We start from the raw sequence: 24,132 nt of genomic DNA, 5'->3' as shown, positions 1-24,132 counted from the left end.
TAATCAGGAGAGTTTAATGCTGCGCCTTATCGTACCCACCCTTACGCTTTTGCTCGTTGCTCCGCTATGCGCCCAGGCGGCGTCGAAACAGGAGTTCGAACTCAGCAAGATGCTGGAAAAAGTCGCTAAGGAAAGCAGTGTCGGCACGCCAAGAGCGATCAACGAAGACATCCTCGATCAGGGCTATACCGTCAGTGGCAACGAATTGATCAACCACTTGAGCGTACGCGAAGGTCAGGCTCAGCAAATGCGCGCCAACCCGGACGTGATGCGCAACCAGTTGGGCAACAGCGTTTGCCACAACAACGGTTTCCGCCAGTTGATGACCAAGGGAGCCGTCCTCAAGTATCAGTTCACCGAGTACAAGACCAACCGCCCGGTTGCGACCCAGACCTTTCAGGCGTCGGATTGCACTGTAAAGCCGAAAAAGTAAGCCACCCCGGCACGTAGCCCCCTCCCCGCGCGCCTGTCCCTCAGGCGCGTCAGTTCAGCAACGCTCAAGACATCCTGCAACGAATCCGCCCTGGCAATGAACAGGGAATGGGTAGCCTTTCTCTGCAAACCGGGACATCATCGATTCAACACGCCCCACCGGGCCATTGATTCTGCAGGAGGATAAACCCCGAATGCCGTATGTACCTGACGATCTTCTATCCCGACACTTTCAAAGCAACGGGCTCGACCTGACCAGCAAAATTGAAGAGCACATCAACGAGGTTGCTCCTGGTACCAGAAACCTGCCGCTGTATCGCGACATGATGCTCACGGTGTTGCGCATGGCCCAGGACGACCGCAATCGCTGGGACGTCAAGATAACGCTGCAAACCCTGCGCGAACTGGACAAAGCCTTTCGGGTGCTCGAGCGCTTCAAGGGCCGCCGCAAAGTCACCGTATTCGGCTCTGCTCGCACCCCTCAAGAGCACCCCCTTTACGCACAGGCCAGAGAGCTGGGCGAAAAGCTTGCCCGCTCGGACATGATGGTCATCACCGGCGCAGGTGGCGGCATCATGGCGGCAGCCCACGCAGGTGCAGGTCTGAAACACAGCCTGGGGTTCAACATTACCCTGCCCTTTGAGCAGCACGCCAACCCTACGGTGGAGGGCACGGAAAACCTGCTGCCTTTCCACTTCTTCTTCACACGCAAGCTGTTCTTCGTCAAGGAAGCCGACGCACTGGTGCTGTGTCCAGGCGGGTTTGGAACCCTGGACGAAGCGCTGGAAGTGCTTACATTGATACAGACCGGCAAAAGCCCTCTGGTGCCCGTCGTGTTACTGGACACCCCTGGCGGCAGCTTCTGGCAAGGTGCACTGGACTTCATCAAAAACCAGTTGCAGGACAACCACTACATTCTGCCAGCCGATATGAAACTGATGAGACTGGTCTACAGCGCCGATGACGCCGTGGAAGAGATCAACCAGTTTTATGGCAACTTCCACTCCAGCCGCTGGCTGAAGAACAAGTTTGTGATCCGCATGCGCCACGCGCTCAGCGCGAAGGCTCTGGAGCACATGCAGGAAGCTTTCGCCGATCTGTGTATCAATGAAAACTTTCATCAGCACAGCTATCAGGGCGAGGAGCACGATGAAGTTCAATTCAGTCACCTGACACGACTTGCGTTTACCTTCACAGGACGCAATCAGGGCAGGCTTCGTGAACTGGTGGACTACATCAATCAACAGGAAAACTGGGAGGACGCCTCAGCGACAAGAGATGGCGCGCAGGATCAAGCGCCACAGAAAACGCTCTGATACCTCAGTCATCCCCGCCACGGCCGCTTAACAAGCGGCCGATCATATCCAGCGGATAGCCGCGATAACTCAGAAACCTTCCCTGCCTGGCTCGCTCACGAGCATCAACAGGCAAAGCACCGGCAAACTTGCGCTGCCAGAGCTCGTGAAGCTTCTCCTGCCAATCCACACCACATTCCCTGAGCGCCTGCTCAATGTCGGCCCGCTGCAAGCCACGCTGATTCAGCTCTTCTCGAATACGAACAGGGCCATAGCCCGAACGTGCCCGATAAGAAACGAAGCTTTCAAGGTAACGGGACTCGGAGAGCAAACCTTCCTCGACCAGACGGTCGAGTGCTGCATCGATAAGCTCAGGGGGAGCGCCGCGCTGACGCAGTTTACGCGTCAGCTCGACCCGACCGTGCTCGCGACGTGCGAGCAGGTCCATTGCAGTGCGCCTTACGGCGACAGGTGTATCAAGTACGACAGGCATGACTATCAGATATCAGCGTCTGCTTCGGCCATATCGTCAGCAACGGCAGCTTCGCGGGAACCGACAGCTTTGGTGTCGACACCAGGGGTGAGCAACTTGTCGCGAATCTGCTTCTCGAGCGCTTTGCAGATTTCCGGATTGTCTGCCAGGAATTTGGCCGAGTTGGCTTTACCCTGACCGATCTTGCTGCCTTGGTAGCTGTACCAGGCACCGGACTTCTCGACAAAGCCATGCAGCACGGCCAGATCAACGATTTCGCCGTTCAGGTAGATACCCTTGCCGTAAAGAATCTGGAACTCGGCCTGACGGAATGGCGGAGCCACCTTGTTCTTCACGACCTTGACGCGGGTTTCGCTGCCGACAACCTCGTCGCCTTCTTTCACTGCGCCTGTACGGCGGATGTCCAGACGTACCGAAGCGTAGAACTTCAGGGCGTTACCACCGGTAGTGGTTTCCGGGCTGCCGAACATCACGCCGATTTTCATGCGGATCTGGTTGATGAAGATCACCAGGCAGTTGGCGTTCTTGATGTTGCCGGTGATCTTGCGCAGTGCCTGCGACATCAGACGCGCCTGCAGACCCACGTGCATGTCGCCCATTTCGCCTTCGATCTCTGCCTTAGGCACCAGCGCAGCAACGGAGTCGACAACGATGACGTCGATGGCGTTGGAACGTACCAGCATGTCGGTGATTTCAAGCGCCTGCTCACCGGTATCCGGCTGCGAAACCAGCAGGTCGTCGACATTGACGCCCAGTTTGCCGGCGTATTCCGGATCAAGCGCGTGCTCGGCGTCGACAAACGCACAGGTAGCACCCATTTTCTGGGCTTGCGCGATAACCGACAACGTCAGCGTGGTTTTACCGGAAGACTCTGGACCGTAGATTTCCACGATCCGGCCTTTCGGCAGACCGCCGATGCCCAGTGCGATATCCAGACCCAGCGAACCGGTGGAGATGGCAGGAATAGCCTGGCGATCATGGTCGCCCATGCGCATCACGGCACCTTTACCGAACTGACGCTCGATCTGACCCAAGGCCGCAGCCAAGGCTTTCTTCTTGTTGTCGTCCATTGAAGTCCTCACGTAATCAAATTCAATTAGGGCCTTGATGGCCACAACACCTGTATAAGTAGACAGTATTATTCCACAGCGATGAGCGCGCGCCTACCCCTGTTTTGGCATTTCTCCACGCGCAAGCTGTATAAGCCCTTGCAGCGCGGCTTCGACCGTCTGTCGACGGACCTGATCCCGGTCGCCATCGAACTGGCGACGCTGTGCGACAAGCGCGTCATCCTTGCCCCAACACAGCCATACGGTACCGACCGGTTTATCCGGCGAACCACCGCCAGGCCCTGCAACACCGCTGACTGCGACGGCGAATCGCGCGCCGCTTTCACGCTGCGCACCTCGCACCATGGCTTCGACAACAGGCTGGCTGACCGCCCCGGCCTCTACGAACAGTGCCTCGGGCACGCCCAATTGCCGAGTCTTCTGGGCATTTGAATAAGTCACATAACCCGCTTCGAACCACGCCGAGCTGCCGGCGATGCGTGTGATCGCTTCGGCGATTCCGCCTCCTGTGCAGGATTCGGCGGTGGTCACTTGAGCGTTCATTGCGCCGAGAAGCCTGCCAAGCGTATTGGCCAGCCCGGTTATCTCGTCCACGGTGTCCTCATTCATGCTGGAAGCCTGTAAAAGTGATTCCTGAGACAAGGCAGCCGCCTTGAAGCGGGTCTGCCATTGCCGGTTTATCGCGCATCTTTCCTGCGTTCCGGCTTTTTGACCGTTTCGACCGTCGTTTCTCTCGGCCTTTTTCTGGCTTCTTCCAGCGGGATGAAGCGACCGTTGACGGAATCCCTTGCTCGTTTGTTTTTCATATAAAAGTCCTTTTTTATAGCGTGCCGCCCGGTTATCGAGTAGCAGCGATGAAAGTCTATACGCCAAATCGAGGTTGATGGCTGTCAGGAAACGCCCGGTCACCAATAAGCGGAAGGTACGCTCTAACTGCACCGCATGATTGAGCGTGATAACCTTGCGACCATCGCACATACCCGGCAGACGCCCCTCGATTCAAGGAGGGACCACCCGTCATGCCTCAAGGTTGCCTCACTCCTCTCAAGAACTTGCCTAAGCCACTGATGAATAAAGCAATTTCCGACCTGTCCTCACATACTCCGATGATGCAGCAGTACTGGAAACTCAAAAACCAGCACCTGGATCAACTGATGTTTTATCGCATGGGCGATTTCTACGAGATCTTCTACGAAGATGCGAAGAAAGCCGCCAAGTTGCTGGACATCACCCTGACCGCGCGCGGTCAGTCGGCAGGCCAGAGCATCCCCATGTGCGGGATTCCTTATCACGCCGCCGAAGGCTATCTGGCCAAACTGGTTAAGCTGGGCGAATCGGTCGTGATCTGCGAGCAGATCGGCGACCCGGCCACCAGCAAGGGCCCGGTGGATCGTCAGGTGGTCCGCATCATTACGCCCGGAACCATCAGCGACGAGGCCTTGCTCGATGAGCGCAGGGATAACCTGATTGCCGCCGTACTGGGTGACGAACGCCTGTTCGGCCTCGCCGTGCTGGATATCACCAGCGGCAACTTCAGTGTGCTGGAGATCAAGGGCTGGGAGAACCTGCTGGCCGAGCTTGAACGCATCAACCCGGTCGAGCTGTTGATTCCGGACGACTGGCCGCAAGGTCTGCCTGCCGAAAAACGCCGTGGTGCGCGACGTCGTGCGCCGTGGGATTTCGAGCGCGACTCAGCCCATAAAAGTCTGTGTCAGCAGTTTTCAACCCAGGACCTGAAGGGTTTTGGTTGCGAAAACCTGACACTCGCCATCGGTGCTGCGGGCTGCCTGCTCAGCTACGCCAAGGAAACCCAGCGTACCGCCCTGCCCCACTTGCGCAGCCTGCGCCACGAACGCCTCGACGATACGGTAATCCTCGATGCCGCCAGTCGGCGCAACCTTGAGCTGGACACCAACCTGTCCGGTGGCCGCGACAATACGCTGCAATCGGTCATGGACCGTTGCCAGACGGCGATGGGAACGCGGCTGCTGACCCGCTGGCTGAACCGGCCGTTGCGCGACCTGACGATTCTTCAGGCACGCCAGACGTCCATTACCTGCTTTCTGGAGCGCTACCGCTTCGAGAACCTGCAGCCGCAGCTCAAGGAAATCGGCGACATCGAGCGGATTCTGGCGCGTATCGGCCTGCGTAACGCTCGGCCACGGGACCTTGCCCGTCTGCGCGATGCCCTGAGCGCTCTGCCCGAACTGCAACAGGCGATGACCGATCTTGAAGCGCCGCACCTGCAACAACTTGCGCAGACCGCCAGCATCTATCCGGAACTCGCTGATCTGCTGCAGCGCGCGATCATCGACAATCCGCCTGCCGTGATACGCGACGGCGGTGTTCTGAAGACTGGTTACGACGCTGAGCTGGATGATCTGCAATCGCTGAGTGAAAACGCCGGTCAGTTCCTGATCGATCTGGAAGCCCGCGAAAAGGCCCGTACCGGTCTTGCCAACCTGAAAGTCGGTTACAACCGCGTGCACGGCTACTTCATCGAGTTGCCGAGCAAACAGGCCGAGCAGGCCCCGGCTGATTACATACGCCGCCAGACCCTCAAGGGGGCCGAGCGCTTTATCACGCCCGAGCTCAAGGAATTCGAAGACAAGGCGTTGTCGGCCAAAAGCCGCGCACTGGCACGTGAAAAGATGCTCTACGAAGCGCTGCTTGAAGACCTGATCGGCCATCTAGCGCCGCTGCAGGACACGGCAGCGGCGCTGGCTGAGCTGGACGTGCTGAGCAACCTTGCGGAGCGCGCGCTGAATCTGGACCTCAACTGCCCACGGTTCGTTGCCGAACCCTGCATGCGCATCGAGCAGGGCCGTCACCCGGTCGTAGAGCAGGTACTGAGTACCCCGTTTGTCGCCAACGACCTGGCGCTGGACGACAGCACGCGCATGCTGGTCATTACCGGCCCGAACATGGGCGGTAAATCGACCTATATGCGTCAGACGGCGCTGATTGTACTGCTGGCGCATATCGGCAGTTTCGTGCCCGCTGCCAGCTGCGAACTGTCGTTGGTCGACCGGATCTTCACCCGTATCGGCTCCAGCGACGACCTGGCCGGTGGACGCTCGACGTTCATGGTCGAAATGAGCGAAACGGCAAACATCCTGCACAATGCCACTGACAAAAGCCTGGTGCTGATGGACGAAGTCGGACGTGGCACCAGTACCTTCGACGGCCTTTCGCTGGCTTGGGCAGCGGCGGAATGTCTGGCGCAACTGCGTGCTTATACACTGTTCGCGACGCACTATTTCGAGCTGACAGTGCTGCCGGAAAGCGAACCGCTGGTGAGCAATGTGCACCTGAACGCCACTGAGCATAACGAGCGGATCGTTTTCCTGCACCGCGTACTGCCAGGGCCTGCGAGCCAGAGCTACGGTCTGGCCGTGGCGCAACTGGCCGGCGTGCCGGGCAAGGTCATCAGCCGCGCCAAGGAACACTTGCAGCGTCTGGAAACCACCAGCCTGCCGCACGAGCAGCCGCGCGCCAAACCCGGCAAGCCCGCAGTCCCGCAGCAGAGCGATATGTTCGCAAGTCTGCCGCACCCGGTGCTCGACGAGCTGTCGAAGGTCAAGGTCGACGATATGACCCCGCGGCAGGCGCTGGATTTGCTATACACATTGCAAACTCGCCTGTGACGCGAAGCGTTACATACTGTTAGAATCCCGCGCGGTTTGGGACGCTCTCGGCTTTTAGCCTGGTCGAGGCGTTTTTCGAGCCGCGTGAAAATGCAGCGAACCATCGGTAGGTGGCAGGGACAGGTAGCAGACGACGCAGTCTTACCGCTTCAAGGCCACCCACCAAAAGCACGTGTTTTCATAGGGCCGGGAAACCTCCCGAACCTGGCACCCCTGTCTGGAAGGGCTCTGCCGCAGCCGCCTGAGGAGAAAATTAGAAATGACCTTCGTCGTCACCGACAACTGCATCAAGTGCAAGTACACCGACTGCGTAGAAGTCTGTCCGGTGGACTGCTTTTACGAAGGCCCGAATTTCCTGGTGATCCACCCGGACGAGTGTATCGACTGCGCGCTCTGCGAGCCTGAGTGCCCTGCCGTGGCCATTTACTCGGAAGACGAGATTCCCGCTGGCATGGAAAACTTCATCGAGCTCAACGCTGAGCTTGCCGAAGTCTGGCCCAATATCACCGAAAAGAAAGACGCTATGCCGGATGCGGCAGAGTGGGATGGCAAACCCGGCAAGATCGCTGATCTGGAACGCTAGATTCCATACAGAAAAAAGGCCCTCTAGAGGGCCTTTTTTGTTGGACAGTCCGGTTTTCTGCAGACAAAAAAAGGGGCGGTATGACCCGCCCACATTTTATCCCTGATCCCTGTATTCCCTGGTCATCATCCTGATGAATCGCATCCCGCGATGTCCTTGACCGTCGTCCTTGATGGCCTGTGCCTGTCCGTTGGCACAGCTTCGATATTAGAGATTTACCCCGGCAGAGCAACACCTCAAACGCTCCAGGATATTTCCATGGCAGTCGCCTTCGAAAATATAATTTCCATTTAAAACAAGGTGTTAAATCCTAAAACGCAGCTGTTTGGCGACAAGCCTCACTCTTGTTACCTGAATGACTTACAGCAACCGTACGCAATGACTTACAGGCTTTGAAAGCTGAAAGGCCGAACAGACACATTGACCTACGACATTCAAATGACGAAAGACATATAAAAAGGCCGATATACACAGTCTGTGTTATATCGGCCCTGGATTGACGTTACGAAGAGATGGTTACTGAAAGAGAGACTCGCTGGACAGCCCGTTCTTTTCAAGGATCTCACGCAGGCGCTTAAGCCCTTCAACCTGGATCTGCCTGACCCGCTCACGCGTCAGACCGATCTCAAGCCCTACATCTTCAAGTGTGCTGCTTTCATGCCCGCGCAAGCCAAAGCGGCGGATGACGACCTCGCGCTGCTTCTCGGTCAACTCAGACAACCATTGATCGATGCTCTGGGACAGGTCATCGTCCTGCAGTAGCTCACAGGGGTCGGTTGGACGATCGTCGGTCAAGGTGTCGAGCAGGGTCTTGTCCGAATCAGGCCCCAGCGAGACGTCCACCGAAGAGACACGCTCGTTGAGGCCGAGCATGCGCTTGACTTCACCTACCGGTTTTTCCAGCAGATTGGCAATTTCTTCGGGAGAAGGTTCGTGATCCAGCTTCTGGGTGAGTTCTCGGGCCGCGCGTAGATAAACGTTCAGCTCCTTGACGACGTGAATCGGCAGCCGGATGGTCCGGGTCTGATTCATGATCGCGCGTTCGATGGTCTGACGAATCCACCAGGTGGCGTAGGTAGAAAAACGAAAGCCTCGTTCAGGGTCGAATTTTTCAACCGCCCGAATCAACCCCAGGTTGCCCTCCTCGATCAGGTCAAGCAATGACAGCCCACGATTGACATAGCGTCTGGCAATTTTCACTACCAGACGCAGATTGCTTTCAATCATGCGCTTGCGCCCGGCCGGGTCTCCACTTTGCGACAGACGCGCAAAATGAACTTCTTCTTCCGGGGACAGCAGAGGGGAAAAACCGATTTCATTGAGGTACAGCTGGGTAGCATCAAGCGCCCGCGTGTAGTCAATGTACTTGTGTTGTTTGAGCGATGTTGAATGCTTGACCTTGGCGCGTCCGGAGGCAGCGGGTGGCTGCTTCTCGTTTGACGCTTCCTTCAGGACAATGCCGGCTTCCATAAGGAGCACTTCATCATCGATGTCAAACTCCGGCGCTTCGTTGCCAAGAGCCATTGTTTTAGTCCTTTGGTGAGTTCGACCTCAAGCTCCAGTATCGCCTGATTCCATGGCAACACTTGAGCCTGTTCCTAATACGCCCGGAACAGGCTGGCAACTATCAACGACGTGGCAAAAATCCCAATGGATCTACAGGTTTCCCTTGGCGGCGAATCTCAAAATGCAGTTTCACCCGGTCAGTTCCTGTTGACCCCATCTCGGCAATCGTTTGCCCTGCCTTGACCTGTTGACCTTCCCGTACCAAAAGCCTGCGATTATGACCGTAGGCACTGACGTAGGTATCGCTGTGTTTGATGATGATCAATTCGCCGTAGCCCCGTAATCCACTTCCGGCGTAAACAACTGAACCATCAGACGCTGCCAAAACAGGCTGTCCCAAATCACCAGCGATATCAATTCCTTTATTCAAACTGCCGTTTGAGGAAAATTTTCCTATCAAAATGCCACTCGAAGGCCAGGTCCAACCCGTCGGAGACTTGCCGGCCGGGCCTGTCCCGGTGGTCGCAGAAGGAGGTATTACCACAGGTACAACCGCAACAGGCTTGGAAATAACCGTAGTTTTGACGGACCCGGAACTGCTGGTGCTGGTTGATGTAGAGGTCACCGGACGTCCTGCGCCAGAAGTCGACGCTACGTCCTGCGTTGAAGAGGAGCGCCCGTCAAAGCGAATTGTCTGACCTGGCTTGATGGTAAACGGCTCGGGGATCTGATTACGGGCAGCCAGCGCTTTCCAGTCCCAGCCGTAACGGAATGCAATAGAAAAAAGCGTGTCGCCGCGCCTGACCACGTATTGGCCGGTGGTTACCGTCGGGCGCTGGGCAACGGCATTACCGTTACGATCAACGACACGAACACCGCCTGAAGGCGTGCTGGAGCAGCCGACCAAAAGGACACTGAGAGCAATGCCAATCACCAGACGCTGATAACTTCTTGAAGACCTGAGCTGCTGAATGACTGTGAGACTCACCCGCCACTCCCTTTACTGGTGACTGAATTCAAAAAAGATGCCTATTGTGCCGTAATAGCGACGGGCAGCCAGTGATTAACCGTTGAAAAAACGTTGTTATGTATCAATCAGCTACATGGAATGATGCCATCAGGCCATTCAACATTCCGGGCCGCGCGCTGTAGACCAATGACTGAAGCCAGAATTCACTGTTTACCGCAGACAATCTTCACGCGATTGGCCCGTTGAGCAGTGGCACGAAGCGCACAGCCCCCAGTACGTGCCGGGAAAAACCGTTTTCTTCACGGATGATCAGCATCAATTGCTGAACCTCTCCCGAACCCACCGGTATGACCAGCCGACCTCCAGGTGCCAGTTGATCAAGCAGCGCCTGCGGTACGTCGGTTGCCACTGCCGTGACGATGATGCCGTTATAAGGTGCCAGAGCAGGCCAGCCTTCCCAGCCGTCGCCCCAGCGGAAAACCACATTACGCAGATTGAGCTCGACCAGACGCTCCTTGGCGCGGTCCTGAAGGACTTTGATACGCTCGACCGAAAATACACGCTCCACCAGCTGCGCCAGCACCGCGGTTTGGTAGCCCGACCCTGTACCGATCTCCATGACCTTGTCCAGCGGACCTGCTGCCAATAGCAGCTCGCTCATCCGCGCGACCATGTAAGGCTGGGAAATCGTCTGGTTGTGGCCGATGGGCAGCGCTGTGTCTTCATAAGCGCGATGCGCCAGCGCTTCATCGACAAACAGATGCCGGGGCGTCTTGCGAATGACGTCCAGCACCCGCTGGTTGGAAATACCCTCTTCGCAGAGGCGCTGGATCAGACGTTCACGGGTGCGCTGCGAGGTCATCCCGATCCCGCGACGCAATAGATCATCCTGCTCGCGCGACATCAACGAAGACCCTCCAGCCAGGTATTCAGGCTGCTGAATCCGTCCTGATAAGTTCGATCCAGCTGCAACGGCGTAATCGATACATAACCCTGTATGACCGCATGGAAGTCGGTGCCAGCACCGCCGTCCTCGACATCGCCGGCAGCGGCAATCCAGTAGCCGGCACGACCACGCGGGTCGACAACCTTTACCGGCGCCGCAGCACGGGCACGGTGCCCCAGTCGGGTCAGTTGAATGCCGCGGATATGCTCAAGCGGCAGGTTCGGAATATTCACGTTCAGTACCGTGCGGGGTGGCAGGTCGAGTTGCTCATGGGCCTCAACCAGCAAACGCGCATAATGCGCCGCCGTCGCCAGATTATCCGGCTGACGTGACAAAAACGAAAAGGCAAACGACGGACGCTGCAGAAAACGCCCTTCGAGCGCTGCAGCGACCGTTCCGGAATACAGTACATCGTCGCCCAGATTGGCACCCAGGTTGATACCTGAAACCACCATGTCCGGTTGATGCTCCAATAACCCATGAATCCCCAGATGCACGCAGTCGGTCGGCGTACCATTGAGACTGATGAAGCCGTTGGCCAGTGCATGTGGGTGCAAGGGCCGGTCGAGTGTCAGGGAACTGCTGGCACCGCTTTTGTCCTGATCAGGGGCGATCACCACGCACTCGGCATAGTCCGCCAGCGCCGCATGGAGCGCGACAAGACCGGGCGCGTTCACCCCGTCATCATTTGATATCAGAATACGCATGGGCTGTCCGTCTGCCCAACCGGCACCAGATCAATGAGTTCGCGCACTAAAACGGTGGCGAAGCATCCGGGCGGAAGGACGAATTCCAGTTGCAGAATGTCAGACTCGGGATAATGCCACGTCAGCCGCCCAATGGGCAGTCGCAGGATGCGTCGTTCGTGCTCCATGCCCGCTCTGACCAGCCAGTCACGCAACGCAGACTCATCATTGGCGATGGCATTTTCCAGTTCTGCCGTCGCGCCTCCGGCTGGCGAAGGGCCTTCACCCCACTGCGGCCCGGTAGGGTGCAGATCGAGAATCGCCAGCCGAGGATCGCTGCACTCATCAACACCCGCCGGAAAAAAGCTGCGGCTGTCGGTGAAAGCGAGCAAATCCCCTACCTGAGCCTTTTCCCAGCTGCCATCGGCAACGCGGGCTGCCAGAACCCGATTGAACAGGTAGCTGCGCGCCGTTGATAACAGTCGCGAACGCACCGCACGTTGCTCAGGCAGCGCTTTGCGGGCAGCGTAATCGCGTGCCTCGCCAAGATTTCCGCCCTGATAACCGAAACGCTGCGTACCAAAGTAGTTGGGGATGCCCTGCCGGGCAATTATTTCAAGGCGCTGGTTCAAAGCGTCCGTATCAGCGTCCAGTTGCGTCAGCCGCAGCGTAAAGCCATTCGCTGCGTGAGCACCGCGTTGTAGCTTGCGCTTGTGTCGAGTGCTTTTGAGAATTTGCAGCGTATCGTCCTGCGCGGCCGACAGATCAGGATCGGCCTTGCCCGGCAGTTGAATGCTGAACCACTGGCGGGTCAGTGCCTGGCGGTCCTTGAGACCGGCATAGCTGACCGTACGCAACTGCACCCCCGCGGCCCGGGCCAGCCGACGTGCCGCCTCTTCGGTATTCAGGCCGCGTTTTTCGACCCACAGCCATAAATGCTCGCCATCGCCTGAAAGCGGAATGTCCAGCACCTCGTCGACCTGAAAGTCTTCGGCAGTCGCCTTGAGGGCTGCACGACCCAGTGCATCGCCGTAGGCCCTGGGGCCAAGCAGTTCAAGTTCATTCATGCGCGCAGCAACAACGCAACGGCATGCACCGCGATGCCTTCTTCACGTCCGGTAAAGCCGAGTTTTTCTGTCGTTGTCGCTTTCACGTTCACCTGGTCCAGCTCAACCTGTAGATCTTCAGCGATCAAGGCACGCATGGCATCGATATGCGGTGCCATTTTCGGTGCCTGGGCAACAATGGTGGCGTCGACATTACCGACTTTCCAGCCTTTGCCGTGGATCTGCTTGAGGACATGACGCAGCAGCACGCGGCTGTCGGCACCTTTGAACTGCGGATCGGTGTCAGGAAAGTGCTTGCCGATATCACCCAGTGCCGCGGCCCCCAGGAGCGCATCGCTCAGGGCATGCAGCAGGACATCGCCATCGGAATGGGCCAGCAGGCCGAACCCGTGTGCAATCCGCACGCCGCCCAAGGTAATGAAGTCGCCTTCAGCGAAACGGTGCACATCATAGCCATGGCCAATACGCATAAAAAACGCCCTGAAAAAAGTCAGGGCGTGATTCTACCTGCTTTGGCGCTCGTTAGCTGTTCAAGGCTTCAGCGTGATGCCTTAGATGGTCTTCGATGAAGCTGGCGATGAAGAAATAGCTGTGGTCATAACCTGGCTGCATCCGCAAGGTCAGCGGATAGTTCGCAGCCTTGGCGGCCTGAACCAGAACTTCAGGCTTGAGCTGATTGACCAGAAAGTCATCACGATCACCCTGATCCACCAGCGTCGGCAGTTTTTCCGACGCTTGCCCAATCAACACACTGGCATCCCACTCGCGCCAACGCGAACGGTCTTCACCCAGATAACGGGAGAACGCCTTTTGCCCCCACGGGCAGTCAATCGGATTGCTGATCGGCGAGAACGCCGATACCGACCTGTAGCGACCGGGATTGCGCAGTGCGCAGACCAGCGCCCCATGCCCGCCCATCGAGTGCCCGCTGATACTGCGCGCCTCTGACGCCGGGAAGTGCTCTTCGATAAGGGCTGGCAGCTCCCTGACGACGTAATCATGCATCTGGTAATGTCGCGCATATGGCTGTTCGGTGGCATTGAGATAGAAGCCCGCCCCTTGACCGAAGTCCCAGGCACCTTCAGGGTCGTCTGCTACGTCGGCACCGCGCGGGCTGGTGTCAGGTGCCACGATAATAATGCCCAGCTCGGCCGCAAGCCGGTGAGCTGCGGCTTTCTGCATGAAGTTCTCGTCGGTGCAGGTCAGACCGGACAACCAGTACAGCACCGGGAGCTTGCTGCCCTGCTCTGCCTGGGGCGGCAGATAGACCGCAAACACCATGTCACAACCCAGTACTTGAGAGTGGTGTTTGTAACGCTTGTGCCAGCCGCCGAAGCTTTTCTGGCAGGAAATATTTTCCAAAGGCATGTCGCTTCCTCCAGTTGCAAGCGGCAAGCTACAAGCATGTAACAAATCTTCGTGCTTGCCGCTTGCCGCTGCTCCTCAAAAATGAATGACGGTGCGGATGCTTTTGCCTTCATGCATCAGGTCGAACGCCTTGTTGATGTCTTCCAGGCCCATGGTATGGGTGATGAACGTGTCCAGGGGGATTTCACCGGTCTGCGCCATGTCGACATAGCTTGGCAGTTCGGTGCGGCCACGCACGCCACCAAATGCCGAACCGCGCCATACGCGTCCTGTCACCAGCTGGAACGGACGGGTAGAGATTTCCTGACCGGCACCGGCCACGCCGATGATGACCGACTCGCCCCAGCCCTTGTGGCAGGATTCCAGTGCTGCACGCATCAGTTGCACATTACCGATGCACTCAAACGAGAAGTCGACGCCGCCATCGGTCATGTCAACAATGACTTCCTGAATAGGACGGTCGAAATCTTTCGGATTGACGCAGTCAGTCGCGCCCAACTGTTTGGCGATCTCGAACTTGGCCGGGTTGATATCGATGGCGATGATTCGAGACGCTTTGGCTTTGACCGCGCCGATCAACGCTGAGAGACCGATACCGCCCAGACCGAAGATCGCTACTGTATCGCCAGGCTTGACCTTGGCAGTGTTGAGCACCGCACCGATACCGGTGGTGACACCACAACCCAGCAGGCAGACTTTTTCCAGCGGTGCCTGCTTGTCGATTTTGGCCACCGAGATTTCCGGCAGTACGGTGTATTCGGAGAAGGTCGAAGTGCCCATGTAGTGGAAAATCGGCTCGCCCTTGTAGGAAAAACGCGTGGTGCCATCCGGCATCAGGCCTTTACCCTGCGTGGCACGAATCGCCTGACACAGGTTGGTCTTGCCCGAACGGCAGAATTTGCACTGGCGGCATTCCGGGGTGTACAGCGGAATAACGTGATCACCGACCGCGACAGAGGTGACACCTTCGCCAATGGCTTCGACAATCGCACCGCCTTCATGACCGAGAATCGACGGGAAAATCCCCTCGGGATCGGCACCTGAAAGTGTGTAGGCATCGGTATGGCAGACGCCGGAGGCCACTACTCTGAGCAGCACTTCTCCCGCCTTGGGCATGGCGACATCGACTTCAACGATCTCCAATGGCTTTTTGGCTTCAAAAGCGACAGCAGCGCGCGACTTGATCATCAAACTTCTCCGACGGGTAAAAACAAGGTATGCAGTGTAGTACAGTGCCAATTGGCGAGTAATACGGCCAAAAGCAAAACATTAATGCTGTACAGGGATAATCCATGCACATCAATCGCTGGGAAGGTCTGGACGAATTCGTTGCGGTCGCTGAATGCGGCCAGTTCACAGCGGCTGCACAAAGGCTTGGGGTTTCCTCGTCACATATCAGCCGTCAGATCGTGCGCCTTGAAGAACGACTGCAAACCCGTTTGCTTTATCGCAGCACGCGCAAGGTCGCGCTGACCGAGGCTGGTCAAACTTTTTTGCATCACTGCCAACGTTTGCAGGACGGCCGCGAAGAAGCACTGCGCGCTGTAGGCGATCTGGCCAGCGAGCCGAAAGGGTTGCTGCGCATGACCTGCGCTGTGGCTTATGGCGAGCGCTTCATCACGCCCCTGGTGACACGCTTCATGGACCTGTATCCGCACTTGCGGGTCGACATCGAGCTGAGCAATGAGACGCTCGATCTGGTGCATGAAGGGATGGATCTGGCGATTCGCCTTGGCCGGCTACAGGATTCGCGCATGGTTGCAACTCGCCTCGCGCCACGGCAAATGTATCTGTGTGCTTCGCCTTCCTACATTGAACGCTATGGACGACCTCACAGCCTGTCGGAGCTGAATCGCCACAACTGTCTGGTCGGGGGCAGCGATACCTGGCAGCTTCAGCAGAATGGCCGCGAGTTCTCTCAGAGAGTGCAAGGCAACTGGCGCTGCAACAGCGGCCAGGCGGTGCTGGATGCCGCGTTGCATGGGGTCGGCCTGTGTCAGTTGCCGGACTATTACGTGCAGAAACACCTCAACGATGGAACGCTGGTTTCATTGCTGGAAGCCCATCAACCGCCCAATACTGCCGTCTGGGCGCTTTATCCTCAGCAAAGGCACCTGTCGCCCAAGGTGCGCAAGCTGGTGGACTATCTTAAAGAAGGCTTGGCGATGCGCGATGAGTACCGCCAGTAGTCAGCGACCGAACTCAGTGCGGCGTTGACGCAACCATTCAAGATCCTCGGGGCGAGTGACCTTGATGTTATCGGACCGCCCTTCGACCAGTCGCGGCGACTGCCCTGCCCACTCGATCGCCGATGCTTCATCGGTGATGCTCACATTCGACACCAGACTGTCCGCCAAGGCGCGATGCAGGGCCCCAAGACGAAACATCTGCGGCGTGAATGCTTGCCAGATCAGGCTCCGGTCCACGGTTTCAAGCACGCGACCACTGCTGTCGGCACGTTTGAGGGTATCCCGGGCCGGTACGGCCAGCAGGCCGCCAACCGGGTCGTCAGCCAGCTCGCCGAGCAGATTATCCAGATCACTACGCGCCAGATTAGGGCGCGCAGCGTCATGCACAAGCACCCAGTCATTGTCGCTCGCGCCCTGAGCATGCAGATGCAGAAGCGCATTGAGCACCGAGCCTGAACGCTCGCTGCCGCCATCCACTCGCTGAATGCGGGCATCTTTAGCGCAGGGCAATGCAGCCCAGTAAGGGTCGTCCACAGCCAGACTGATCACCAGGCCCTTGAGCCGAGGGTGATCGAGAAAGCAAAGCAGGCTGTGTTCAAGAATTGTCAGGCCGCCCAGTTGCAAATATTGCTTGGGACGGTCAGCTGCCATGCGAGCACCAATGCCCGCTGCAGGTATCACTGCCCAGAAGGCAGGAAGAAAGTCTTTCATGGCACCAACTTGATTATTGCGCGAGCTGGTAAAGGGTTTCGCCGTCCTTGACCATGCCGAGTTCATGTCGGGCACGTTCTTCGACGGTTTCCAGACCCTTTTTCAACTCCATGACCTCGGCATCAAGCACGCGGTTGCGCTCCAGCAGCACCTCATTCTCAGCGTGCTGGTCGGCAATCTGCTGAGTCAGGCTGGCCACTTGCGCAAGGCTTCCGTTACCGACCCAAAGGCGGTACTGCAAGCCAGCCAGCAACAGGAGCAGGACGAGGAACAACCAGTTAGGACTGCGCATTGAAATATCAGGTACCCAGTAAAAAAGACAGCAGAGCCAACGTGAACAACAAACGACTGAGGGCATTGAGCCTGACATAAGCCAGGCTCAATCACTCCAGATTACCGCGGAGCGTCAGCATCGAAGCTGCGCAGGCAAGTCAGGTGACTCGAGTCTGTGCAGCACTCTGCGTCTTTTTACCATCTATGGCTCAACCGCGAAACTCGGCACGACCACGATACGCGGCCTTGGAGCCCAATTGCTCCTCGATGCGCAGCAGTTGGTTGTACTTGGAAACGCGGTCGGAGCGGCACAGCGAACCGGTTTTGATCTGACCGGCAGACGTGCCCACAGCCAGGTCGGCAATGGTCGAGTCTTCGGTTTCGCCGGAACGGTGAGAGATGATCGCAGTGTAACCGGCAGCCTTGGCCATCTGAATGGCTTCCAGCGTTTCGGTCAGGGAGCCGATCTGATTGAACTTGATCAGAATCGAGTTGGCGATCTTCTTGTCGATGCCTTCTTTCAGGATCTTGGTGTTGGTTACGAACAGGTCGTCACCGACCAGTTGGACTTTCTCGCCGATCTTGTCGGTGAGAACTTTCCAGCCATCCCAGTCGGACTCGTCCAGACCGTCTTCAATGGAAATGATCGGGTGCTTGCGCGTCAGCTCGGCAAGGTATTCGGCAAACTCGGCGGAGCTGTACTCGCCCTCTTCGCTGAGTTTGTACTTGCCGTTCTTGTAGAACTCGCTCGCCGCGCAGTCCAGCGCCAGGGTCACGTCGGTGCCCAGCGTGTAACCCGCATTGGCGACGGCTTCGGCAATAGCGTCGAGCGCTTCCTTGTTGGACGCCAGGTTAGGGGCGAAACCGCCTTCGTCACCGACAGCGGTGTTCAGGCCACGCGCCTTGAGCACTGCCTTGAGGTGATGGAAAATCTCGGTGCCCCAGCGCAGGCCTTCAGCGAAGGTTTTGGCGCCGACAGGCTGGATCATGAATTCCTGGATGTCGATGTTGTTATCAGCATGCTCGCCACCGTTGATGATGTTCATCATCGGCACCGGCATGGAGTACACGCCCGGTGTGCCATTGAGGTTGGCGATGTGCGCGTACAACGGCAGATCCTGATCCTGAGCCGCCGCCTTGGCAGCTGCCAGGGAGACCGCGAGGATGGCGTTTGCGCCCAGGCTTGCCTTGTTCTCGGTGCCGTCCAGCTTGATCATCGCGTGATCCAGAGCCTTCTGGTCAACCGGGTCCTTGCCCAGAAGCAGGTCACGGATAGGGCCGTTGATGTTGGCTACAGCCTTCAGAACGCCCTTGCCCATGTAACGGCTCTTGTCGCCATCACGCAGCTCCAGCGCTTCGCGCGAGCCGGTTGAGGCACCAGACGGCGCGCAGGCGTTGCCAACGATGCCGTTATCGAGGACCACATCTGCTTCTACAGTGGGATTGCCACGGGAGTCGAGAACTTCACGACCTTTGATGTCGACGATTTTTGCCATTGTTGTAAACACTCCAAGATTGACGAAAACGACGCAGCTGGGAAAACAATGCTCGCAGTCAGACGCAAAAAAAGGCAGGTCTGAATGCGACAACCCCGTCACGAATGACGGGGAACGGCACTTTACCGGAGAACCCTGTTCAAGCGGTCTCTACGATCGGAAAACTTTTGACAAGTTCATCCAGTGACTTGAGCTGGGCCAGGAACGGCTCCAGCTTGTCCAGACGCAGGGCACACGGGCCGTCGCATTTGGCGTTGTCAGGGTCCGGATGCGCTTCAAGGAACAGGCCGGCCAGATTCTGGCTGATGCCTGCCTTGGCCAGATCCAGGACCTGAGCGCGGCGGCCACCGGCAGAATCGGAGCGACCACCCGGCATTTGCAGGGCGTGTGTCACATCGAACAGGATCGGGTATTCGAACTGTTTCATGACGCCGAAGCCGAGCATGTCCACCACCAGATTGTTGTAACCGAAGCTGGAACCCCGCTCGCAGAGAATCAACTGATCATTACCCGCCTCTTCGCACTTGGTCAGGATGTGTTTCATTTCCTGAGGTGCGAGAAACTGGGCTTTCTTGATGTTGATGACTGCGCCGGTCTTCGCCATCGCAACGACCAGATCGGTCTGACGCGACAGGAAGGCCGGCAACTGGATGATGTCGCACACTTCGGCAGCCACGGCAGCCTGATGAGGCTCGTGCACGTCGGTGATCAACGGCACGTTGAAGGTGCGCTTGATCTCTTCGAAAATGCGCATGCCCTCTTCAAGGCCCGGCCCGCGGTAGGAATTCACCGAAGAGCGGTTGGCCTTGTCGAAGCTGGCCTTGAACACATAAGGGATACCGAGCTTTTCGGTCACCCTTACGTACTCTTCACAGACCTGAATGGCCATATCCCGGGATTCGAGTACGTTCATGCCGCCGAACAGCACCATTGGCTTATCGTTGGCGATCTCGATCGAACCTACGCGAATTGTTTTCTGAGCCATGTGTGAAGTCCCTGTCAGGAGTTTTTCTGATGTTGAGCCAGTGCCGCCTTGACGAAACCGCTGAACAGCGGATGACCGTCACGGGGCGTGGAAGTGAATTCCGGGTGGAACTGGCAAGCGACGAACCATGGATGATCCGGTGCTTCGACCACTTCAACCAGCGCACCGTCGCCGGAGCGACCGGAGATCTTCAGGCCAGCCTCGATCAGTTGTGGCAGCAGATTGTTGTTCACTTCATAGCGATGACGATGACGCTCGACAATTACGTCCTTGCGGTAGCAGTCGTGTACCAGCGAACCGGCTTCAAGCTGGCAATCCTGCGCCCCAAGACGCATGGTGCCGCCCAGATCGGAACTTTCGGTACGGGTTTCGACTGCACCAGTGGCATCTTCCCACTCGGTGATGAGACCCACCACGGCGTGCGCGCTGGTACGGTTGAACTCGGTGGAGTTGGCGTCTTTCCAGCCCAGCACGTTACGTGCGAACTCGATGACCGCCACTTGCATGCCCAGGCAGATGCCCAGATACGGAACCTTGTTTTCCCGTGCAAACTGGACGGCAGTGATCTTGCCCTCGACCCCACGCAGGCCAAAGCCGCCTGGAACCAGAATCGCATCCACGCCTTCCAGCAGGCCGGTGCCCTGGTTTTCGATGTCTTCGGAATCGATATAACGCAGGTTCACCTTGGTACGGTTGGTGATGCCGGCGTGGCTCATGGCTTCGATCAACGACTTGTAGGCGTCGAGCAGTTCCATGTATTTGCCGACCATCGCGATGGTGACTTCGTGCTCGGGGTTGAGCTTGGCGTCGACGACCTTGTCCCACTCGGACAGATCGGCACCCTCACATTGCAGGCCGAAGCGCTCGACCACAAAATCGTCCAGGCCTTGCGAATGCAGAATGCCCGGGATCTTGTAGATGGTGTCCGCGTCTTCAAGGGCGATAACCGCGCGCTCTTCAACGTTGGTGAACTGAGCGATCTTGCGACGCGACGACACGTCGATCGGGTGGTCGGAGCGGCAGACCAGCACATCAGGCTGCAGACCGATAGAGCGTAATTCCTTCACCGAATGCTGAGTCGGCTTGGTCTTGGTCTCGCCGGCAGTAGCGATGTACGGCACCAGCGTCAGGTGCATCAGCATCGCGCGGCGTGCGCCCACTTCGAAACGCAACTGGCGGATGGCCTCGAGGAACGGCTGCGACTCGATGTCACCCACCGTGCCGCCGATTTCGACCAGCGCCACGTCGGCATCGCCTGCACCCTTGATGATGCGGCGCTTGATTTCGTCGGTGATATGCGGAATGACCTGAATGGTCGCCCCCAGATAATCACCACGGCGCTCTTTGCGCAGGACGTGTTCGTACACACGGCCGGTGGTGAAGTTGTTGTTCTGGGTCATGGTGGTGCGGATGAACCGCTCGTAGTGACCAAGGTCCAGGTCGGTCTCGGCGCCGTCGTGAGTGACGAACACCTCACCGTGCTGGAACGGGCTCATGGTGCCTGGGTCCACGTTGATATAGGGATCCAGTTTGAGCATGGTGACCTTGAGTCCCCGCGCCTCCAGGATGGCCGCCAATGAAGCCGAGGCAATGCCTTTCCCCAATGAAGAAACAACACCGCCCGTGACGAAGATGTAGCGCGTCATGAAAAACCCTAGAAGTCTGCGTTAAAGCGGTCAGAGCCGCCGGGGATAGCGAAGGAAGGCCGAAGCCCCCGATTACCGACAAAATTCACGGTGCACTCCCGAAACTGCTGCGTTGAAACCGACCGGCCGAAGCCAGTGTGGTGTGCGCTACATTTTAAGAATTACCCAGCAAACACTGGTTGGTAACCGGCAACTTGCGTTGTTTCAAAAGAACCAACAGAAGTTGTATCAAGAAGGGAGCGTAGTCTACCTGAAAGGGCCTTTCAGCTCAAACTTTGGTCGCTGGTCGGTACAACCCAGTGCAAACGCCAGCTTTCATTGGGCGAACCGTCCAGTCCAGGCAGGTTGGCGACGGCCAGCAAGTCATTATCGCAGTAGAGCAGCGGCAATCTGCCGCGCAGAAAAACCGGTACAGCCTGTTCGTTGAGCAACCGTTTCAGATCACGACTGCCGCGTCCGCCGAGGTGCATCACCTCACCTCCCCGCCGGTAGCGGATTTGCAGAGCGCCACACGGCACATCACCTTCAAGGCTTACCCAGCCATTGCCCGGCAAGTGCAACGGTGTGCGGCAGTCGGGCCAGTCTGTTACCGGGTGACGGACATGCTCCCAGTCAGCGGGCACCCACCAGATGCAGCCCTGCGCCCTGTGCAGCTCGCCATCGGCAAGCCGCCACAGCGGACGGGCATCCTGCGCTGCGTCGCGCAATGCCTCCCAGCCAGCCCAGTGATCGGTATCCGGCAAACGCGTCAGCGGCGCAAGCCAGTGGCGCAGTGCATTGCGCTGCCTTGCTGCGGACAGCACGGCAAGCGGGCCAATGCTCAGCACCGGCAAACCAAGCCAGGCAAATGGTGTCGTGGCCTGGGCACCGGCCAGATCCTGCACCGCAAGCTCGTCCAGCAATTGCTGTGCTTCGCCGAGGTGGCACGCCGTGCGCGCCAGACTGGTCGATGCCTGAGGCCATCTGGAGGTCAGCAATGGCAGCACGTCACTGCGCAAGAAGTTGCGCGAGAACCGAGAGTCGTCGTTGCTCGGGTCTTCGACCCAATGCAGACCGTGCTGATGTGCGTAGCCTTCAAGTTCGACACGAGACACTGCCAACAGCGGTCGCACCAAATGCCCACGCCCCAGAATTCGCTGACCGGGCATGGCAGCCAGACCGCGTACACCAGCGCCGCGCAGCAGACGGAACAGCAGGGTCTCGGCCTGATCGTCACGGTGCTGGCCGGTGAGCAACACATCCCCCTCAGCCAGCCTGTCAGTGAACGCGGTGTAACGCGCCTGCCGGGCAGCCTGCTCGATGCTCGCACCAGGATCGACGTTTACCCGAACCAGCTCAAATGCCACACCCAGCGCCTGACAAACCTGCCGACAATGTTCAGGCCACGCATTGGCTGAGGCCTGCAGGCCGTGATGAACATGAATGGCGTGTAAGACAGGCAGGCTTTCGCACTTGGCGAGCTTAGCCAGAAGATGCAACAGCACCGTGGAATCGAGGCCACCGGAAAAGCCGATATGCCAGGTTGGCGCGTTGCGCCAGGGAGCCAAAGCCTGAAGGAGCCTGGCAGGAAGGTCATGACCGCTGTGTGTGGAGGTGGTCATTGGTGTTTCTCACCGAACTTCGCTTATTCACGCACTGAACGGTTCAATGCTCAAGCCAGCCCTTTCGCGAACAAAGGAAGTGTCGCGCGGTTCGCTCCCACGCCTTTCGGGCAAAAGCCCGCAAGACGTGGGAACGAACGTGGCGACGCAGCTTACAGACCGTAGCTCATCAAGCGGTCATAACGGCGGGCCAGCAGCTCATCGTTATCGAACTCCTTGAGCATCGCCAGCTGACTGCTCAACTCTTCGCGAATCAAGGCAGCGGCGGCGACCGGATCACGATGCGCGCCACCCAATGGTTCGGCGATGACCTTGTCGACGATACCCAAGCCTTTCAGGCGGTCAGCGGTGATACCCATGGCTTCGGCAGCATCCGGTGCCTTCTCGGCGGTTTTCCACAGAATCGACGCGCAGCCTTCCGGAGAGATTACCGCGTAGGTCGAATACTGCAGCATGTTCAACTGGTCGCATACGCCAATCGCCAGCGCACCACCGGAACCGCCTTCACCGATAACAGTAGCGATGATCGGGGTCTTGAGACGGGCCATCACACGCAGGTTCCAGGCAATTGCCTCGCTCTGGTTGCGCTCTTCCGCATCGATACCAGGATAAGCGCCCGGCGTATCGATAAAGGTCAGGATCGGCATCTTGAAGCGCTCGGCCATTTCCATCAGGCGGCAAGCCTTGCGATAGCCCTCGGGACGCGGCATGCCGAAGTTGCGACGAACCTTCTCGCGCACTTCACGACCTTTCTGGTGACCGATAACCATGACCGGCTGGCCGTCGAGACGGGCAATACCGCCGACGATTGCTGCGTCATCGGAGAAATGACGATCACCGTGCAGCTCATCGAACTCGGTAAAGATGTTTTCGATGTAGTCCAGCGTGTAGGGACGACGCGGATGGCGTGCCATGCGCGCGATCTGCCAGCTGGTCAGGTTGCCGAAGATGCTTTCGGTAAGCGTCTTGCTCTTGTCTTGCAGCCGGGAGATCTCGTCGCCGATGTTCAGCGAGTTGTCGTTACCCACCAAGCGCAGTTCTTCGATTTTGGCCTGCAAGTCAGCGATAGGCTGTTCGAAATCAAGAAAATTCGGGTTCATAGGCATCCGTCTTGGGTCGACGGCCAAGAGGCCGGCCGGTTGATCCGTCTGCGCCTTTCCTGTTCGGA

Annotated in this window: 24 protein-coding genes; 5 read left to right on the top strand and 19 right to left on the bottom strand. The window is 57.9% G+C overall.

All coding sequences use genetic code 11. The annotated features are described in order from the left end of the window. Window positions 1-16 precede the first annotated feature (16 nt). On the top strand, window positions 17-433 hold the full coding sequence (locus RYC18_RS16815; protein ID WP_002554685.1) for a quorum-sensing-regulated virulence factor family protein: 417 nt from the start codon (window positions 17-19) through the stop codon (window positions 431-433). 193 nt (window positions 434-626) lie between these two features. Continuing rightward, the gene (locus RYC18_RS16810; RefSeq protein WP_002554686.1) at window positions 627-1,748 is read left to right on the top strand and encodes an LOG family protein; all 1,122 of its coding nucleotides are present in this window, start codon (window positions 627-629) and stop codon (window positions 1,746-1,748) included. Between the two features lie 4 nt (window positions 1,749-1,752). On the opposite strand, the gene recX is transcribed toward RYC18_RS16810, so the two are convergent. The 4 genes from recX to RYC18_RS16790 all read right to left on the bottom strand — a co-directional run bounded on the left by recX (window position 1,753) and on the right by RYC18_RS16790 (window position 4,096). Continuing rightward, entirely contained in the window at window positions 1,753-2,220 is a 468-nt protein-coding gene (gene recX, locus RYC18_RS16805) for a recombination regulator RecX (RefSeq protein WP_005743450.1), read from the bottom strand. Window positions 2,221-2,225: 5 nt separating this feature from the next. Continuing rightward, window positions 2,226-3,290, bottom strand: coding sequence for a recombinase RecA (gene recA, locus RYC18_RS16800; RefSeq protein WP_004657925.1), 1,065 nt, complete (start codon window positions 3,288-3,290; stop codon window positions 2,226-2,228). Window positions 3,291-3,383: 93 nt separating this feature from the next. Then, window positions 3,384-3,899 (bottom strand): CinA family protein, encoded by a 516-nt coding sequence (locus tag RYC18_RS16795; protein ID WP_005743449.1) that lies wholly within the window; start codon window positions 3,897-3,899, stop codon window positions 3,384-3,386. Between the two features lie 68 nt (window positions 3,900-3,967). Beyond that, window positions 3,968-4,096 (bottom strand): hypothetical protein, encoded by a 129-nt coding sequence (locus RYC18_RS16790; RefSeq protein ID WP_255872123.1) that lies wholly within the window; start codon window positions 4,094-4,096, stop codon window positions 3,968-3,970. 273 nt (window positions 4,097-4,369) lie between these two features. Between RYC18_RS16790 and mutS the strand changes: the two genes are divergently transcribed. Together mutS and fdxA are read left to right on the top strand one after the other, a co-directional pair. After that, the gene (gene mutS / locus RYC18_RS16785) at window positions 4,370-6,937 is read left to right on the top strand and encodes a DNA mismatch repair protein MutS (RefSeq protein WP_162491500.1); all 2,568 of its coding nucleotides are present in this window, start codon (window positions 4,370-4,372) and stop codon (window positions 6,935-6,937) included. A 259-nt stretch (window positions 6,938-7,196) separates the two neighbouring features. Further along, on the top strand, window positions 7,197-7,520 hold the full coding sequence (gene fdxA, locus RYC18_RS16780) for a ferredoxin FdxA (protein ID WP_004657930.1): 324 nt from the start codon (window positions 7,197-7,199) through the stop codon (window positions 7,518-7,520). A gap of 516 nt (window positions 7,521-8,036) precedes the next feature. On the opposite strand, the gene rpoS is transcribed toward fdxA, so the two are convergent. The 8 genes from rpoS to RYC18_RS16740 all read right to left on the bottom strand — a co-directional run bounded on the left by rpoS (window position 8,037) and on the right by RYC18_RS16740 (window position 15,251). Beyond that, window positions 8,037-9,044 (bottom strand): RNA polymerase sigma factor RpoS, encoded by a 1,008-nt coding sequence (gene rpoS, locus RYC18_RS16775; protein ID WP_005733320.1) that lies wholly within the window; start codon window positions 9,042-9,044, stop codon window positions 8,037-8,039. Window positions 9,045-9,147: 103 nt separating this feature from the next. Continuing rightward, a complete protein-coding gene (locus RYC18_RS16770; RefSeq protein WP_002554701.1) occupies window positions 9,148-10,014 on the bottom strand; it encodes a peptidoglycan DD-metalloendopeptidase family protein in 867 nt (288 codons plus the stop codon). A 208-nt stretch (window positions 10,015-10,222) separates the two neighbouring features. Continuing rightward, a complete protein-coding gene (locus RYC18_RS16765; protein ID WP_002554702.1) occupies window positions 10,223-10,858 on the bottom strand; it encodes a protein-L-isoaspartate(D-aspartate) O-methyltransferase in 636 nt (211 codons plus the stop codon). 41 nt (window positions 10,859-10,899) lie between these two features. Further along, window positions 10,900-11,649 (bottom strand): 5'/3'-nucleotidase SurE, encoded by a 750-nt coding sequence (gene surE, locus RYC18_RS16760; protein WP_005743445.1) that lies wholly within the window; start codon window positions 11,647-11,649, stop codon window positions 10,900-10,902. Further along, complete coding sequence (gene truD, locus RYC18_RS16755) at window positions 11,637-12,695, bottom strand: tRNA pseudouridine(13) synthase TruD (RefSeq protein WP_010201444.1); 1,059 nt, start codon at window positions 12,693-12,695, stop codon at window positions 11,637-11,639. Before truD ends, surE begins: the two co-directional genes overlap by 13 nt. Further along, a complete protein-coding gene (gene ispF / locus RYC18_RS16750; RefSeq protein WP_002554705.1) occupies window positions 12,692-13,165 on the bottom strand; it encodes a 2-C-methyl-D-erythritol 2,4-cyclodiphosphate synthase in 474 nt (157 codons plus the stop codon). Before ispF ends, truD begins: the two co-directional genes overlap by 4 nt. 52 nt (window positions 13,166-13,217) lie before the next feature. Next, window positions 13,218-14,063: an S-formylglutathione hydrolase gene (gene fghA, locus RYC18_RS16745; protein WP_005733317.1), complete on the bottom strand. Its 846-nt coding sequence runs from the start codon at window positions 14,061-14,063 to the stop codon at window positions 13,218-13,220. 75 nt (window positions 14,064-14,138) lie between these two features. Beyond that, a complete protein-coding gene (locus RYC18_RS16740; protein WP_004666019.1) occupies window positions 14,139-15,251 on the bottom strand; it encodes an S-(hydroxymethyl)glutathione dehydrogenase/class III alcohol dehydrogenase in 1,113 nt (370 codons plus the stop codon). A 110-nt stretch (window positions 15,252-15,361) separates the two neighbouring features. On the opposite strand from RYC18_RS16740, the gene RYC18_RS16735 reads away from it, so the two are divergent. After that, complete coding sequence (locus RYC18_RS16735) at window positions 15,362-16,252, top strand: LysR family transcriptional regulator (RefSeq protein ID WP_183132721.1); 891 nt, start codon at window positions 15,362-15,364, stop codon at window positions 16,250-16,252. Here RYC18_RS16735 and ispD read toward each other — a convergent pair whose 3' ends face one another. From ispD to accA, 7 genes are all read right to left on the bottom strand, one after another. Continuing rightward, window positions 16,253-16,963 carry a 2-C-methyl-D-erythritol 4-phosphate cytidylyltransferase gene (gene ispD / locus RYC18_RS16730; RefSeq protein ID WP_004657939.1) on the bottom strand — a complete coding sequence of 237 codons (711 nt, stop codon included), beginning with the start codon at window positions 16,961-16,963 and terminating at the stop codon, window positions 16,253-16,255. It lies immediately after the preceding gene. Between the two features lie 13 nt (window positions 16,964-16,976). After that, window positions 16,977-17,255, bottom strand: a complete 279-nt coding sequence (gene ftsB / locus RYC18_RS16725) for a cell division protein FtsB (RefSeq protein WP_002554710.1) — start codon at window positions 17,253-17,255, stop codon at window positions 16,977-16,979. Window positions 17,256-17,445: 190 nt separating this feature from the next. After that, window positions 17,446-18,732, bottom strand: coding sequence for a phosphopyruvate hydratase (gene eno, locus RYC18_RS16720; RefSeq protein WP_316886508.1), 1,287 nt, complete (start codon window positions 18,730-18,732; stop codon window positions 17,446-17,448). A 139-nt stretch (window positions 18,733-18,871) separates the two neighbouring features. After that, window positions 18,872-19,717, bottom strand: coding sequence for a 3-deoxy-8-phosphooctulonate synthase (gene kdsA, locus RYC18_RS16715; protein ID WP_316886507.1), 846 nt, complete (start codon window positions 19,715-19,717; stop codon window positions 18,872-18,874). A 14-nt stretch (window positions 19,718-19,731) separates the two neighbouring features. Next, window positions 19,732-21,363: a CTP synthase gene (locus RYC18_RS16710; protein ID WP_002554712.1), complete on the bottom strand. Its 1,632-nt coding sequence runs from the start codon at window positions 21,361-21,363 to the stop codon at window positions 19,732-19,734. 263 nt (window positions 21,364-21,626) lie between these two features. After that, a complete protein-coding gene (gene tilS, locus RYC18_RS16705; RefSeq protein ID WP_316886506.1) occupies window positions 21,627-22,964 on the bottom strand; it encodes a tRNA lysidine(34) synthetase TilS in 1,338 nt (445 codons plus the stop codon). 152 nt (window positions 22,965-23,116) lie between these two features. After that, window positions 23,117-24,064 carry an acetyl-CoA carboxylase carboxyl transferase subunit alpha gene (accA, locus tag RYC18_RS16700; protein WP_002554714.1) on the bottom strand — a complete coding sequence of 316 codons (948 nt, stop codon included), beginning with the start codon at window positions 24,062-24,064 and terminating at the stop codon, window positions 23,117-23,119. Window positions 24,065-24,132 lie beyond the last annotated feature (68 nt).

The sequence above is a fragment of the Pseudomonas syringae group sp. 247E2 genome (assembly GCF_032587795.1).
GTDB classification, from domain to species: domain Bacteria; phylum Pseudomonadota; class Gammaproteobacteria; order Pseudomonadales; family Pseudomonadaceae; genus Aquipseudomonas; species Aquipseudomonas amygdali.
Note: the sequence above shows the minus strand (reverse complement) of the source record. Positions and strands in the feature narration are given on the sequence as shown.

Excerpts from the sequence above, each read along its gene's own strand:
- kdsA (WP_316886507.1), bottom strand. The coding sequence starts at position 19,717 with ATGGCTCAGAAAACAATTCGCGTAGGTTCGATCGAGATCGCCAACGAT.
- RYC18_RS16815 (WP_002554685.1), top strand. The coding sequence starts at position 17 with ATGCTGCGCCTTATCGTACCCACCCTTACGCTTTTGCTCGTTGCTCCG.
- ispD (WP_004657939.1), bottom strand. The coding sequence starts at position 16,963 with ATGAAAGACTTTCTTCCTGCCTTCTGGGCAGTGATACCTGCAGCGGGC.
- RYC18_RS16795 (WP_005743449.1), bottom strand. The coding sequence starts at position 3,899 with ATGAATGAGGACACCGTGGACGAGATAACCGGGCTGGCCAATACGCTT.
- RYC18_RS16740 (WP_004666019.1), bottom strand. The coding sequence starts at position 15,251 with ATGATCAAGTCGCGCGCTGCTGTCGCTTTTGAAGCCAAAAAGCCATTG.
- rpoS (WP_005733320.1), bottom strand. The coding sequence starts at position 9,044 with ATGGCTCTTGGCAACGAAGCGCCGGAGTTTGACATCGATGATGAAGTG.
- recA (WP_004657925.1), bottom strand. The coding sequence starts at position 3,290 with ATGGACGACAACAAGAAGAAAGCCTTGGCTGCGGCCTTGGGTCAGATC.
- eno (WP_316886508.1), bottom strand. The coding sequence starts at position 18,732 with ATGGCAAAAATCGTCGACATCAAAGGTCGTGAAGTTCTCGACTCCCGT.
- ftsB (WP_002554710.1), bottom strand. The coding sequence starts at position 17,255 with ATGCGCAGTCCTAACTGGTTGTTCCTCGTCCTGCTCCTGTTGCTGGCT.
- RYC18_RS16710 (WP_002554712.1), bottom strand. The coding sequence starts at position 21,363 with ATGACGCGCTACATCTTCGTCACGGGCGGTGTTGTTTCTTCATTGGGG.
- fghA (WP_005733317.1), bottom strand. The coding sequence starts at position 14,063 with ATGCCTTTGGAAAATATTTCCTGCCAGAAAAGCTTCGGCGGCTGGCAC.
- truD (WP_010201444.1), bottom strand. The coding sequence starts at position 12,695 with ATGAATGAACTTGAACTGCTTGGCCCCAGGGCCTACGGCGATGCACTG.
- tilS (WP_316886506.1), bottom strand. The coding sequence starts at position 22,964 with ATGACCACCTCCACACACAGCGGTCATGACCTTCCTGCCAGGCTCCTT.
- accA (WP_002554714.1), bottom strand. The coding sequence starts at position 24,064 with ATGAACCCGAATTTTCTTGATTTCGAACAGCCTATCGCTGACTTGCAG.
- RYC18_RS16790 (WP_255872123.1), bottom strand. The coding sequence starts at position 4,096 with ATGAAAAACAAACGAGCAAGGGATTCCGTCAACGGTCGCTTCATCCCG.
- fdxA (WP_004657930.1), top strand. The coding sequence starts at position 7,197 with ATGACCTTCGTCGTCACCGACAACTGCATCAAGTGCAAGTACACCGAC.
- recX (WP_005743450.1), bottom strand. The coding sequence starts at position 2,220 with ATGCCTGTCGTACTTGATACACCTGTCGCCGTAAGGCGCACTGCAATG.
- ispF (WP_002554705.1), bottom strand. The coding sequence starts at position 13,165 with ATGCGTATTGGCCATGGCTATGATGTGCACCGTTTCGCTGAAGGCGAC.
- RYC18_RS16810 (WP_002554686.1), top strand. The coding sequence starts at position 627 with ATGCCGTATGTACCTGACGATCTTCTATCCCGACACTTTCAAAGCAAC.
- surE (WP_005743445.1), bottom strand. The coding sequence starts at position 11,649 with ATGCGTATTCTGATATCAAATGATGACGGGGTGAACGCGCCCGGTCTT.
- RYC18_RS16765 (WP_002554702.1), bottom strand. The coding sequence starts at position 10,858 with ATGACCTCGCAGCGCACCCGTGAACGTCTGATCCAGCGCCTCTGCGAA.